Annotated in this window: 14 protein-coding genes; 12 read left to right on the forward strand and 2 right to left on the reverse strand. The window is 70.5% G+C overall.

Annotation, left to right across the window (positions count from 1 at the left end; genetic code table 11):
- Positions 1-130 precede the first annotated feature (130 nt).
- The gene (bagY, locus tag SLUN_RS21475) at positions 131-1,234 is read left to right on the forward strand and encodes a LuxR family transcriptional regulator BagY/FevT (RefSeq protein WP_108150712.1); all 1,104 of its coding nucleotides are present in this window, start codon (positions 131-133) and stop codon (positions 1,232-1,234) included.
- Positions 1,235-1,336: 102 nt separating this feature from the next.
- Here the strand turns inward: bagY and SLUN_RS21480 are convergent, their stop codons facing one another.
- Positions 1,337-1,669, reverse strand: coding sequence for a carboxymuconolactone decarboxylase family protein (locus SLUN_RS21480; protein WP_108150714.1), 333 nt, complete (start codon positions 1,667-1,669; stop codon positions 1,337-1,339).
- A gap of 296 nt (positions 1,670-1,965) precedes the next feature.
- Positions 1,966-2,415, reverse strand: coding sequence for an SRPBCC family protein (locus SLUN_RS21485; RefSeq protein WP_108150716.1), 450 nt, complete (start codon positions 2,413-2,415; stop codon positions 1,966-1,968).
- A gap of 307 nt (positions 2,416-2,722) precedes the next feature.
- On the opposite strand from SLUN_RS21485, the gene SLUN_RS21490 reads away from it, so the two are divergent.
- The 11 genes from SLUN_RS21490 to SLUN_RS21540 all read left to right on the forward strand — a co-directional run bounded on the left by SLUN_RS21490 (position 2,723) and on the right by SLUN_RS21540 (position 13,604).
- Positions 2,723-2,965, forward strand: a complete 243-nt coding sequence (locus SLUN_RS21490) for a hypothetical protein (protein WP_108150718.1) — start codon at positions 2,723-2,725, stop codon at positions 2,963-2,965.
- A gap of 363 nt (positions 2,966-3,328) precedes the next feature.
- On the forward strand, positions 3,329-3,895 hold the full coding sequence (locus SLUN_RS21495; RefSeq protein ID WP_108150720.1) for a DUF2617 family protein: 567 nt from the start codon (positions 3,329-3,331) through the stop codon (positions 3,893-3,895).
- A 10-nt stretch (positions 3,896-3,905) separates the two neighbouring features.
- Positions 3,906-5,480 carry a polyamine aminopropyltransferase gene (locus SLUN_RS21500; RefSeq protein WP_108150721.1) on the forward strand — a complete coding sequence of 525 codons (1,575 nt, stop codon included), beginning with the start codon at positions 3,906-3,908 and terminating at the stop codon, positions 5,478-5,480.
- Positions 5,481-5,591: 111 nt separating this feature from the next.
- Positions 5,592-6,530 (forward strand): SRPBCC domain-containing protein, encoded by a 939-nt coding sequence (locus SLUN_RS21505; protein WP_108150723.1) that lies wholly within the window; start codon positions 5,592-5,594, stop codon positions 6,528-6,530.
- 23 nt (positions 6,531-6,553) lie between these two features.
- A complete protein-coding gene (locus SLUN_RS21510; RefSeq protein ID WP_108150725.1) occupies positions 6,554-7,351 on the forward strand; it encodes an aldose epimerase family protein in 798 nt (265 codons plus the stop codon).
- Between the two features lie 24 nt (positions 7,352-7,375).
- On the forward strand, positions 7,376-7,915 hold the full coding sequence (pyrE, locus tag SLUN_RS21515; RefSeq protein WP_108154870.1) for an orotate phosphoribosyltransferase: 540 nt from the start codon (positions 7,376-7,378) through the stop codon (positions 7,913-7,915).
- 226 nt (positions 7,916-8,141) lie between these two features.
- Positions 8,142-9,164, forward strand: coding sequence for a class II fructose-bisphosphate aldolase (fbaA, locus tag SLUN_RS21520; RefSeq protein WP_108150727.1), 1,023 nt, complete (start codon positions 8,142-8,144; stop codon positions 9,162-9,164).
- A 74-nt stretch (positions 9,165-9,238) separates the two neighbouring features.
- Positions 9,239-10,399, forward strand: a complete 1,161-nt coding sequence (locus tag SLUN_RS21525; RefSeq protein WP_175314177.1) for a MalY/PatB family protein — start codon at positions 9,239-9,241, stop codon at positions 10,397-10,399.
- A 27-nt stretch (positions 10,400-10,426) separates the two neighbouring features.
- Positions 10,427-11,926, forward strand: coding sequence for an MFS transporter (locus tag SLUN_RS21530; RefSeq protein WP_108150729.1), 1,500 nt, complete (start codon positions 10,427-10,429; stop codon positions 11,924-11,926).
- Positions 11,927-12,082: 156 nt separating this feature from the next.
- Positions 12,083-12,496 (forward strand): DUF3151 domain-containing protein, encoded by a 414-nt coding sequence (locus SLUN_RS21535; RefSeq protein ID WP_108154871.1) that lies wholly within the window; start codon positions 12,083-12,085, stop codon positions 12,494-12,496.
- Positions 12,497-12,644: 148 nt separating this feature from the next.
- Positions 12,645-13,604: a DUF3152 domain-containing protein gene (locus tag SLUN_RS21540; RefSeq protein ID WP_257153774.1), complete on the forward strand. Its 960-nt coding sequence runs from the start codon at positions 12,645-12,647 to the stop codon at positions 13,602-13,604.
- Positions 13,605-13,608 lie beyond the last annotated feature (4 nt).

Genomic DNA, 13,608 nt, shown 5'->3' on the forward strand with positions numbered 1-13,608 from the left:
CAGGTGTGGTGACGGGCACGTGTGGTGACGGTCACAGAGCAGGATCTGCCAAGTGGCGTACGGTGAGGCTTGGTTGGGAGCAGAAAAGGCTTCAATATCCGCAGGCGACCCCGGAACGGAGCGCCGGAGCATGCCCACTGTGATCGGCCGCGAAAAACTCATCTCACGTGCCAGCCGCGCCGAGACCCCGCACACGATGTTCGCCACGCTCGCGACGGAGTTACGCAGGGCGGTCCCGTACGACGCGGCCGTCTGGCGTGCCACGGATCCGGAGACCGGGATGATCACGTCGCCGATCCTCGCGGAGAACATCGAGGATCACAGCTGCGCCGTCTACTGGCAGTACGAGCTGTTCACGGAGAAGATCAACCTGTTCCGCGACCTCGCGCAGGCGCCGGTGCCGGTGGCGAGCCTGTGGGAGAGCACCGGTGGCGAGCCGAGCCGCAGCTCTCTCTACAGGGGCTTTCTGGCGCCGCGCGGGGTGCACGACGAGTTGCGTGCCGTCCTGCGGGTGGACGGGCGGCCGCACGGCTACGTCAGCCTGTTCCGCGCCGAGGGCGGGGCCACTTTCAGCACCGTGGAGCGCAGGTTCATCGAGGGCCTGGTCAAGCCGATGGCCCGCAAGCTGAGATCGTATGCCAAACAGCTTCCCGAACCCTCTGCCGACGGTCTGATCGGCACCGGGCTCCTGCTCTTCGACGCCGGTGGTGCCCTCATCTCGGCGAACGACGACGCGCGGCGCTATCTGGAGGAGATGCCCGAGGGCCCCACCTCGGTCACCGCGCTCGGCATCCGCATCCCGCTGTGGGTGCACGGCACCGCGATGCGGGCCAGGGCGATCGCGGAGGAGCACGGGCGCGACACCGCGCGGATCAGGATGCGCAGCCGGACGGGCCGCTGGCTGGTCTGCCACGCCTCCTGCCTGCGTGAAGCCGACGGGAGGCTGGGCGTCTCTGCGGTGATCATCGAACGCGCCCCGGTCTCCGACGTCACGCCGCTCATCGTGCAGGCCTACGAGCTGTCCGAACGGGAGCTGGAGGTCACGCAGTTGGTGGCGCGCGGCCTGTCCACCGGCCGGATCTCCGAGGAACTCCATCTGTCGCCGCACACGGTACGCGACCACATCAAGGCAATCTTCGAGAAGCTCGGCGTGTCCAGCCGGGGGGAGCTGGTGGGCAAGCTGTTCACCGAGTACTACGAGCCGCTCGCCCCGGGCTCCACCGGTCGACAGTGAAGTTGACGCGGTGCGGGATGGCGATATGTCCTGCTCAGCTGTCGGCCGCGCCGATCATCGATGCCGGGCGCGGCTGGTGGCTCCAGACCTCGTGCGACGTCTCTACGCTCGGCCCTTGGCCTCGGCGTCGGCATCGGCGACGGCAATCGCGATGCCGAGTGCTTTGGTGATGTTGCCGGCTGCCGTCATGACGCGCGCCGTGCCCACGATGGGGGCGATGGCGACCAGGACATCCTGCAGCTGGTCGGCGGTCAGGCCGGCCTGGAGGGCCGGGTCGATGTTGGCGACGTAGGAGATCGGCGGAGCGTCCGAGGCGGCCAGGGCCGCGATGCGGGTGAGCATGAACATGTCCGGGGCCAGTCCGCACCGCTCAATCGAGTCGACCGTCATCGCGGCGAGGGTGTCCAGTACCGGGGTTTCAGATGCTGTGGCCATGGCGGGTCGTCTCCTGTTGGTGTCGTGACGAGGATCAGCGGGCGGAAGCAAGGGCTCCGCATCTCGGTGCAGAGTCCACGGCTCGACGGTAAGTCCGTTTCCCGCGGATTGCCTGTCGAGGGGATCGTCCCCGCGGTGCACCGCTACCCGTGGCGGATGGCCGGGACTTCGCCGCGAGCCGCGGCTCATACACAACTGAGACCGGACCGCCCCTGAGCCTGGACGGCATGAGGGAGGTCCGGCTGTTGGCCTCTCCGAGTCCGACGTGGCACGGCGTCCCGGCAGGCCCATGAGCGCTAGGCGGCACCGCTTTCGAGCAGGCCCTTGAGCTTCAGCTCGTTCTTCGGCACCTCCTTCCGTGCGTGTGGACGGACGATCAGGGGAACGAGCAGCTTGCCCATTCCGTGGGCCTCGAAGTCGAGGTCGATCGTCAGGCGTGACCGTTCGCCGTCACCGAGCGGCTCGATCGTGCCGTGGACGTCGCCTCTGACGGGACCGTCGACGCCGCGCATGTGCCAGCTGCGCGGAGGGTCGAGCTCGACCACTTCCATGGTCATCGGGAACTCCCGGCGGCCGATACGCCGAGTCACGACCATCCGTGACCCCACGCCGATCGGGGTCTCGCCGAGGGGTCGTACGGCTACGGCGCTCTCCTGCCACTCGGTGAGGTGGGAGGGGTCGGTCACGTAGGAGTAGATGTCCTCGGGTCGGCGGGAGATGTCTACGCTCTCTTTGATGGCGGACATTTCGCCCCCTTTTGTAGGGTTCTGACATCAATGATCCCACTGAGTGACCGCCTCGGCAGAACGCGTGTGCTGCGGGCCCACTGACCGCCGTCCGGCCGGTTTCCCACCCGGGGTGGTCAGGGACGGCGAGCGGCGGTCGTGGTCCCGGTTCGCGTCCGGTCATGGTCGCCGTCCTGTGCCGAAGCTCTGGAGTTGCTCAACTCTGCTTTGGGTCTGCGAGGCGGGGGGCATCCCCCTCACACGCAAGAAGCGGTCACGCGAAGATGCGGGGGACCTGCTTCGGGGGAACGGAAGGACGGTGAGGGCAATGAACGCTTTCTTCGGGATTCTGCTGGTCGGGTTCGTGGTCTTCGTGATCATCGCGGCGGTCAGGGGGAGCGGGAGCCACAGCCGCAAGGGCCGCAAGCGCAGCGCGGCCGGGGCGCGGGGCAGCTGGTGGGCGGGGACAGCGGGGCGGCGGTTCGTCCTGTGGCGGCGGTTCGTCCTGTGGTGGCGGCGGCTCCTCCTGCGGTGGAGGTGGTGGCGGGGCGGTTGTGGCGGAGGCAGCTGACACGGGGCAGCCGGTCCGCGACCAGTGAGGCACCCGGCGGGGCGAACTCCCGTCGGGTGCTTCCTTGTTGATCGACTCGGTGAGCGTTCCAACGGGCCGTCGGGTTGACCTCCCGCGGGTTTTTTGTTGAACAGTTGAACCGTAGGGCCCCCGGGGGGATGGAAACCCAGTCAAGTTGGGTAAAAGCGCTGTGGGCGCAGCGCCCTTCATGATTCCCTCCCTGTTGGAGCGTGTTGGAGCCTTCCAGCCCTCGGACCTCATGTGGACCCGAGCAGGCGTTCCCCCCCCTTGTCTTGATCTCCCCCCCTGCGGGCACACCCGGTCCACGTGTCACCCGCCGAAGCATGTTTGCGGAGCCGACCCATGCTCACGACCCTGAAGACCGCCTATACCGACACCCGTGCCGACGACCTCGCCTGGGCGCTGGGCCGGGAGCCGCTCGCGGCCCTGGCCGTCCTCGACCTCGAACTGGGCGGAGCAAAGCTGCAGTTGAGACTCTTGGGCGCCTCCCACCAGGTGCTGCTGGAGGAGGAGCGCGGCAGTTGCTCCGAGACCGTCGCCTGCATGGCCGGCAGCAGTACCCCGCTGCCTCTCGGCGTGGCCAAGCGCCTCGGCGAATGGGAGTACGAGTTCGCGGCCCGCGTCGAGACGCTCTCGCAGGGCTCGTTCGCGGGGCGCGCGCAGGAGCTGCTCGCCCTGGTCGCCGACCATCCGAACGGCCTGGCGGGTACGTTTCCCGGCTCCCCGAACGCGTTCACCGCGATGCTCGCGCAGCGGATCGAGGGTCAGGTGCGGTGGCGCACGTGGCACGCCTATCCGCAGGAGGGTCGCCTCGTCGTCACTCGTACGCGGGTCGGTGCTCGGGTGCCTGCCGGACAGGGCCGAGATGAACCCTTGTGGGTGACAGGCCACACGCAAACTGTGACGTAGCGTTACGAACATGATCGACCGGCACGTGTCCTCACCGCCCCAGGGCGTGGTGCGGCTGCCCGTGCGCCCCGACGCCGGCCGGTATCTGGTACTGGCGGCAGTGTTCGTCTGCGCCGCCTGCGGACTGGTGTACGAGCTCGAACTGGTCGCCCTCGCCTCGTACTTGATCGGCGACTCCGTCACCCAGGCGTCCGTCACCCAGGCGTCCGTCGTCCTGTCCGTGATGGTCTTCGCGATGGGCATCGGCTCGCTCCTCGCCAAGCGGCTGCGCTGCCGGGCTGCCGTCGGCTTCGGTCTGCTGGAGGCGGCGCTGGCGCTGATCGGCGGCTGCTCGGCGATGGTGCTGTACGCCTTCTTCGCCTGGGTCGGCGAGTCCCGCCTCGTGCTGGTGGGGTTCTCCCTCGCCATCGGGGTGCTGATCGGCGCCGAGATCCCGCTGCTGATGTCCCTGATCCAGCGCATCTCGCGGCGCGACGCGGAAGGCACGGTCGCCGATCTGTTCGCCGCCGACTATGTGGGCGCCCTCGTCGGCGGGCTCGCCTTTCCGTTTCTGCTTCTGCCGTGGCTCGGTCCACTCACGGGTGCGCTGTTGACGGGAGCCGTCAACGCCGTGGCGGGCGGGGCGCTCGTGCTGTGGCTCTTCCGCCGCGATCTGACGGCCCGTTCGCGGTGGTGGCTGCTCGTCGCCAATGTGACGGTGCTGGCCGTGCTGGCGACCGCGACGGTCCTGGTCGACGACTTCGAGCGGGCAGCGCGCAGCGCGGTCTACGGGCAGCAGGTGCGGGTCGCCGTCCACACCGGAGTACAGGAAGTCGTGCTCACCGGCGGTCGTTCGGGGCCGCCGGATCTCTTCCTCGACGGGCGGCTGCGGGTCAGCGGGCGCGACGAGTACCGGTACCACGAGGCGCTGGTCCACCCGGCGATGCGAGGGCGGCACACGGGGGTACTGATCCTGGGCGGGGGCGACGGGCTGGCGGCGCGCGAGGTGCTGCGCTACCCGGATGTCCGGTCGGTGACCGTCGTCGAGGTCGACCCGGGCGTCGTCCGGCTGGCGCGTTCCGACCCGGCGCTCGCCCCGCTCAACGAGTACGCCTACCGGGATCCGCGGGTGCGGGTCGTGACCGCGGACGCCTTCTCCTGGCTGCGCGCGCCCCGGGGGACGTACGACGTGGTGATCTCGGACCTCCCCGACCCGCACATCACCCCGAGCGCCAAGCTCTACTCCCTGGAGTTCTACGGGCTCGCCGCGCGGGTGCTCGCGGACGGCGGGCGACTCGTCGTCCACGCCGGGCCCGTGGCCTCCCGCCCGCGTACGTTCTGGACGGTCGACGCGACCCTGCGCGCGGCCGGGTTCGGTGCCCGCCCGTACCGCGCGACCGGCGGCGCGGCCGCTCCGCACGACTGGGGCTTCCTGCTCGCCACGGCCGGACCGCCTCCGCGACTCGGCCTGGACCGCGGAGCGCCGCGGCTGCGGGCGCCGGCCCCCTCCGCCCTCACCGCGGGTGCGCACGGGGCAGGCGCGGAGGGCATCCGGCTGCCGGAGCTGCCGCCGTCGACCCTGGTGCACCCGCGGTACGGCGACTGAGTACGTACGGCGACTGAGCAGGTCCGGCGACTGAGCACGTACGGGGCTGAGCAGTACGCGCACAGGCGGAAACGATGACGTGGCGGGCCTGCCTGAGTAGGCTCGACTCCCATGGAGCATGAGGTGTTCGTTCCGCTTCCGGCCGAGACTCTACGACAGGCCCTGCGGGACCCCGCGCGGGTCGCCCGCTGCATCCCGGGGATCCAACAGGACGCGGACGAGTCGGCAGGCCCGCTCGCCGGGCGGCTGAAGGTCCGGATCGGCGGGCACACGATCACCTACCGCGGTGCCCTGCGCATCGTGGAGCACGGCGACACCTTCACGGTCGAGGGCGACGGTGTGGAGGTGCGCGGTACGGGCTCCGCCAAGGTGACTCTGACGATCCGTCCGGAACCGGCCGAGGGCGGTACGACGCTCACCTTCACGGGGACGTCCCGCGCGGAGGGCCGGCTGGCGGAGCTGGCGGACTCGACCACCGAATCGGCCGCGCACCGGCTGCTGGACCGCTTCGCCGACCGGCTCGCGGTGACGGCGGAGGACCCGGCGCCGGAAGCACCGGGAGCTCCGGAAGCACCGGGAGCTTCGGAAGAGCCGTCGGAGCCGGACCAGCCGGAAGCGCCCAACCGGCCCGTCGATGAAGCCCCGAAGCCGTCCGTGTTCGACGCGCCCGTGCCGCCGCCGCTCGACCCGGTTGCCGAGCAGCACTTCGACGTACCGGAAGAGCCCTACGACGCGGACGAGGCGGACGACGCGGACGGAGCCGATGCGCCCCGCCTGCCGGAGCCCTCCGACGCACCCGAGCTGGACGGCCTGGATGAGCTCCCCGTCGTCCCCGACGAGCCGCCCGCCGAGGCCGCGCACGCCCGCCGCACCATGATCGGGCGCAGCGCCGAAGAGGTCGACCACGCCCCGCCGCGCGGGCGTTATGCCCCGATGCCCGCGCCCGACGCGGGAGGCGCCAGTGCCACCCTGCGCTGGATCGCGCCGGCCGCGGCTCTCGCGCTCGCGTCCGCCGTGGTCGTCGGACGGGCGCTGCGCCGCCGCAAGTAACCCCCCGCCAGTAATGTCGGGGTGTGAGTAGCAGCGAAGAGAGCATCCGGCTGGCCGCCGGTGACGTCGAGTTGACCGTGCACCCGCAGAACGGCTGCCGCATCGCGAGCCTGATCATCGGCGGCACCGAGGTGCTGCGCCAGGGCGATCGGTACGGCTGTTTCCCGATGGTCCCGTGGTGCGGCCGTGTCAGGAACGGCGAGTTCAGCAACGGGGACGTACACCATCAACTGCCGCTCAACTCCCCGCCGCACGCCATCCACGGCACGGGCCGCGACACCGCCTGGCGCACCGCCCGCGCCAACAAGAGCGAGGCGGCCCTCACGTACGACCTGGCCGACCCCTGGCCGTACACCGGGCGCGTTACCCAGGCCTTCGCTCTGGCCGAGGACGCGCTGACCCTGACCATGACGGTCGAGACGTACGGCACGTCCTTCCCGGCCCAGGCGGGCTGGCACCCGTGGTTCCTGCGCAACCTCGGCAGCGGCGATGACGTACGGATCGACTACAGCGCCCAGTGGCAGGAGCGGCGAGGGGACGATCATCTGCCGACCGGGCAGCGCATCACTCCTCTCGCCGGTCCCTGGGACGACTGCTTCGCAATGCCCGACGGGGTCGCGGTCACGCTCACCTGGCCGGAGCAGCTGGAGCTCACGGTCAGCAGCCGCGCCGAGTGGGTCGTGATCTACGACGAGGAGGACGAAGCGGTCTGCGTGGAACCGCAGTCGGGCCCGCCGAACGGCCTCAACACCCACCCGCAGCTGGTCACCCCGATCGAGCCGCTGGAGATCGCGACCACGTGGGCCTGGCGCAGGCTCTGAGGCACCACCTCTAAGCTCATGGGCATGACTGACGTACGTGCTGAGCTGCTCGAGCAGATCAAGGACAAGGCCGTGGTGCACGGCAAAGTGACCCTCTCCTCGGGTCTTGAGGCCGACTGGTACATCGACCTGCGCCGGATCACGCTGGACGGCGAGGCCGCGCCGCTGGTCGGCCAGGTGATGCTCGATGCCACCGCCGAACTGGACTACGACTGCGTCGGCGGTCTCACCCTGGGCGCCGACCCGGTGGCCACGTCGATGCTGCACGCCTCGTCGGCGCGCGGGCAGCGGCTCGACGCCTTTGTCGTACGCAAGACGGGCAAGGCGCACGGCATGCAGCGCCGGATCGAGGGCACCGACGTCAAGGACCGCCGCTGCCTGGTCGTCGAGGACGTCTCCACCACCGGCGGCTCCCCGCTGACCGCCGTCGAGGCGGTACGGGAGGCGGGCGGCGAGGTTGTCGCGGTCGCCGTGATCGTGGAGCGGGGCGCTGCGCCGGCCATCGCGGAGGCAGGGCTGCCGTACGTCAGCGCGTACTCGCTCGACGAGCTCGGTCTCGCCTGAGACCTCCCCGCGAGCAACTCGTGACCTGGGTCCCGGGACAGGCTCTGACCTGCGGTGATGATGAGGGGCCGGTTGTTTCACGTGAAACAGCCGGCCCCTCACGCATGTCCGCGCCGCACGCCGTATGGAGCCCGCGCCAGAGTCTGGAAAGATAGGCGCCGACGATGACGTCGCCCCCCAGGTCAGGGCCGGCACCACACACCCGCACATCACAAGGAGCGGACATATGCCCATCGCGACTCCCGAGGTCTACAACGAGATGCTCGACCGGGCGAAGGCAGGCAAGTTCGCCTACCCGGCCATCAACGTGACCTCGTCCCAGACCCTGCACGCTGCGCTGCGCGGCTTCGCGGAGGCCGAGAGCGACGGCATCATCCAGATCTCCACCGGCGGTGCCGAGTTCCTGGGCGGCCAGCACAGCAAGGACATGGTCACCGGCGCGGTCGCGCTCGCCGAGTTCGCGCACATCGTCGCCGCCAAGTACGACGTCACCGTCGCGCTGCACACCGACCACTGCCCGAAGGACAAGCTGGACGGCTATGTCCGCCCGCTGCTCGCCGTCTCCGCCGAGCGTGTGGCCAGGGGCCAGGACCCGCTGTTCCAGTCGCACATGTGGGACGGCTCGGCCGAGACCCTCGCCGACAACCTGGCCATCGGCCAGGAGCTGCTCGCGCAGGCCGCCGCCGCCAGGATCATCCTCGAGGTCGAGATCACCCCGACCGGCGGCGAGGAGGACGGCGTCACCCACGAGATCAACGATGAGCTGTACACCACGGTCGACGACGCGCTGCGCACCGCCGAGGCGCTCGGCCTGGGCGAGAAGGGCCGCTACCTGCTGGCCGCCTCGTTCGGCAACGTCCACGGCGTCTACAAGCCGGGCAACGTCGTACTCCGCCCCGAGCTGCTGAAGGACCTGCAGCAGGGTGTCAGCGAGAAGTACGGCAAGTCCTCGCCGTTCGACTTCGTCTTCCACGGCGGCTCCGGCTCCACCGCCGAGGAGATCGCCACCGCGCTGGAGAACGGCGTCGTGAAGATGAACCTCGACACCGACACCCAGTACGCCTTCACCCGCCCCGTCGCGGACCACATGTTCAAGAACTACGACGGCGTGCTGAAGGTCGACGGCGAGGTCGGCTCGAAGAAGACCTACGACCCGCGCACCTGGGGCAAGGCGGCCGAGGCCGGTATGGCCAAGCGTGTCACCGAGGCCTGTGCGGCCCTGCGCTCCACGGGCACGAGGCTCAAGTAAGCGCCATTCGTACGCCGGGCCCGGCATCCCCTCACGGGGTGCCGGGCCCGCGGCATGTCCGGGGAGGACTCACCGTGAGCTATGACTTCGACACCCCCGTCGACAGGCGCGGCACCTGGTGCGTGCAGTGGGACGGGGTCGCTGACCGGTTCGGCGCGGACGGGCTGCTGCCCTTCACCATCTCCGACATGGACTTCGCGTCCCCGCCGGAGGTACTCGACGCGCTCCAGCGTCGTATCGCGCACGGGGTCTTCGGCTACACCGACTGGCGGCACGAGGACTTCCTCTCCGCGATACGCCACTGGTTCGCCGGCCGGTACGGCACCGGCATCGACACCGACCGGATCGTGTACGCGCCGTCCGTGCTCAACCAGCTCTCGCAGCTGCTGCGGATGTGGACGGAGCCGGGCGACGGTGTGGTCGTCCACACACCGACGTACGACGGCTTCCTGAAGGCGGTGTCCGGCCTCGGGCGGGAGCTGCGCGGGGCGCCGGTCGGAGACATGGCGGCTCTGGAGCGGCAGCTCGCCCGCCCCGACAGCAAGGTGCTCGTCCTCTGCTCGCCCCACAACCCCACCGGCAGGGTGTGGACGGAGGCCGAGCTGACGGAGCTGGCCCGGCTGGCCGCCGCGTACGACGTCGCCGTCGTCAGCGACGAGATCCACGCCGACTTCGTACACACCGACTTTGTCCCCGAAGGGGCGCGTCATCTGCCGTGGACGCGGTTCGGCACCGGCCGCTGGGCCCTGATCACCTCCGCCACCAAGGCCTTCAACTTCCCGGCGCTGAGCGGCTCCTACGGGATCATCGGCGACCCGGACGACCATGCGGCGTTCCTGCGGCGGATGCGGACGGGGGAGGGGCTCGCCTCGCCCGCCGTACTGTCGCTGACCGCGCACATCGCCGCCTACCGGGACGGCGGGCCCTGGCTGGACCAGCTCAACGTCTATGTGGCGGGGAATCTGCGTCTGGTCGCCGAGCGGCTCAACTCGGCCTTCCCGGAGCTCGGCTGGCAGCCGCCGCAGGCGGGCTACCTCGCCTGGATCGATCTGCGGCCGCTCGGCGTCGACGACAACGAGCTGCAGCGGGAGCTGATCGAGCGTGAGAAGGTCGCGATCATGCCGGGCACGACCTACGGCTGCGACGGATTCGTACGGTTCAACGTCGGCTGTCCGCGCGCCAAGGCGGAGCAGGGTGTGGACGCGTTGATCCGTGCGCTCCATCGGCTGGCCTGAGCCGCCGGGCCCGGGGATGATCCGGGTATGGACAACAGGCCGAAGGGCTCGGACGGCGGGCCTGGCAGCATCAGGCTGTCCTCCGCCACCGGCCGCTGGGTGGTTCTGACGACCGTCCTCGGGTCCAGCATGGCGCTGCTGGACTCGACCGTCGTCAATGTCGCACTGCCCCGCATCGGAGAGGACCTCAACGCCGACCTGGCGGTCCTCCAGTGGACCGTCAACGCCTACACGCTCACCCTGGCCGGGCTGATCCTGCTCGGCGGGGCGCTCGGCGACCGCTACGGGCGCCGGAAGATCTTCGTCCTGGGGGCGGTCTGGTTCGCCGTCGGCTCGCTGCTCTGCGGCCTCGCACCCAACGACATCCTCCTGGTGGCCGCCCGCGCCCTGCAGGGCGTCGGCGCGGCGCTGCTCACGCCGGGGTCGCTCGCCCTGATCCAGGCGAGCTTCCACCCGGACGACCGGGCCCGCGCGGTCGGCCTGTGGTCGGGGCTCGGCGGCGTCGGCGCGGCGATCGGCCCCTTCGTCGGCGGCTGGCTGGTCGACGGCCCCGGCTGGCGCTGGGTGTTCCTGATCAACGTGCCGCTGGCCGCGCTGTGCGTACCCGTGGCGCTGAAGCACGTACCGGAATCGCGCGACCCGGAGCACCACGGCAGCTTCGATGTGCTGGGCGCGGTGCTGGGCGCGGCGGCGCTGGCGCTGGTGACGTACGGGCTCATCGCCCCGCAGGCCTGGGTGGCGGTCGCGGGCGTGGTCGTCGCGGTGGCCTTCGTCCTCGTCGAGCGGCAGCGGCCCGATCCGATGCTTCCGCCGTCGATCTTCAAGTCGCGGCAGTTCACCGCGGTCAATCTGGTGACCCTGTGTGTGTACGCGGCCTTCGCCGGATTCTTCTTCCTGGTCGCCCTGCAACTCCAGGTGGTGGTGGGCTATTCGGCGCTCGGGGCCGGTACAGCACTGCTGCCCACCACCGTGCTGATGCTGCTGCTGTCCGCGAAATCGGGCGAGTTGGGGGAGCGGATCGGCCCGCGCATCCCGCTCACCGTCGGGCCGCTGCTCTGCGCGACGGGCATGCTGCTGATGCTGCGCGTGGGCGAGAACGCCTCGTACGTACGTGATGTGCTGCCCGCGCTGGTGGTGATGGGCATGGGGATGGTGACCCTCGTCGCCCCGCTGACCTCGACCGTGCTGGCCTCGGTGGACGCCGGGAAGGCGGGGCTCGCCAGCGGCATCAACAACGCGGCGGCCCGCGCGGCCGGTCTGCTCGCGGTGGCCGCGCTGCCGCTGCTGGCCGGGATGGGCCCGGAGGCGTACCGCTCGGCGACGGAGTTCGGGGAGACCTTCCGGCGGGCGATGCCGATGTGCGCGGGGGTGCTGGTGCTGGGGTCGCTGATCGCCTTTTTCACGGTGCGGAAGCCGGCGGTCGAGGCGGAGCGGACAAGGCCCGAGTGCCGCGTCAACTGCGGGTTGTCGTCGCCGCCACTGGAGCAGCTCGCTCCGGTCAGTACTGGGCAGGATCGATCCGGTTGAGGATCCACACCGGCTCGGGGCCGGTCTGGTAGTGGTGGCACCCGGACGGCCCGTTGCCGGTGAGCCCGCGGACGCGCTGTCAGCGATGTTCGCCTCCGCCGCACACCTCCCGCACCGCTTCCACGGATTCCCCACCGACCTGTGACACTGGATCCCATGGCCAACCATGAAAACCTGCTGGGGGGACCTCCCCCGACCTACCTGCCCGACGATCCCGAGCCGCGAGAGCTCCTCGCGGCCGGGACGGATCCTGCCGACGTCGCCGCCAAGTACCCGACGTCCTCGCTGGCCTGGGCCCGGCTCGCCGACGACGCTTTCGAGAACGGCAGCGTCGTCGAGTCGTACGCCTACGCGCGTACCGGCTACCACCGAGGCCTCGACTCGCTGCGGCGCAGCGGCTGGAAGGGCCACGGCCCGGTGCCGTGGGAGCACGAGCCGAACCGTGGTTTCCTGCGCGCGCTGCACGCGCTGGCCCGTGCCGCGCAGGCGATCGGCGAGGAGGAGGAGTACGAGCGCTGCTCGACGTTCCTGCGCGACTCCTCCCAGACGGCGGCGGACACGCTGAGCTGAGCCCGAGCCTGAGCCCGAGCTGACGCGAGCCGGAGTCCGAGCCCCAAGATCGGAACCGAAGGCCCGTACCTCCTGTCTAGCTACAGGGGGTGCGGGCCTTCGGCGCGCACGATCGAGCATGCTGACGATTGCTGGGGAGAGATCTGCCGTGGGCAAGCGTGCCACCACCCGTCGAGGGCGCAGCCGAACAAGCCGAATAAACAGCCGTCGCAGTGCCACCCGCCGCCCGCTCGTCCGGATACTCCTGCTCGGTGTGGGCCTGGCCGTGGCGTCACTCGGCGTCGGCGCGGCCCTCGCGCACCGGCACACCGGCCCCGAGACCGTGGCCGGCGCGGCCGACCGCAGCGCGCCCCCCGACACCGACCCGCTGATGACCCCGGACGGCGGCGCGGACCCTGCCGCCACCCCCTCGGCGCCCGCGAGACGCGGTACGGCCCCGTCCACCAAGCCCACCAAGCCCACCAAGCCCACCAAGCCCACCAAGCCATCCAGGCCCACCGAACCCGTCAAGCCCGGCGCGGCGAAGAAGACGCCGCCCGCCGAGGTCCCCGCCTCCGGCAAGGGCACCTTCACCACCGCGCAGGCCTCCGGCACGGCGACCGGCTCGGGCCCGCTGCGCCGCTACCGCGTCCAGGTCGAGGACGGCGTCGCCCTCTCCGTGAAGGACGCCGCCGCCGAGATCCAGCAGATCCTCGCCCACCCGCGCGGCTGGAGCGCACATGGCAAGGGCTCCTTCCAGCTGGTGGCATCGGACTCCGACTTCGTGATCAGGATCGCCACCCCTGACACTGCCGACCGGCTCTGTCTGGAGCAGGGCCTCGACACCCACGGCCAGCTGAACTGCGAGACCGTCGACGGCGTCGTGGTGAATCTGCGCCGCTGGATGCTGGGCTCGCCGACCTTCGACGGGCCGGCCGCCGAGTACCGGCATCTGATCATCAACCACGAGGTCGGCCACGAGATCGGCCTTCGCGAGCACCTGGGCTGCGGGGGCCCCGGAGAGCCCGCACCGGTGATGATGCAGCAGATCAAGGGCCTGGACGGCTGTCGTTCCAATGCCTGGCCGTACGACGAGGACGGGACGTACATCACAGGCCCGACGCTCTGACCCG

It is taken from the genome of Streptomyces lunaelactis (genome assembly GCF_003054555.1).
GTDB classification, from domain to species: Bacteria; Actinomycetota; Actinomycetes; order Streptomycetales; family Streptomycetaceae; genus Streptomyces; species Streptomyces lunaelactis.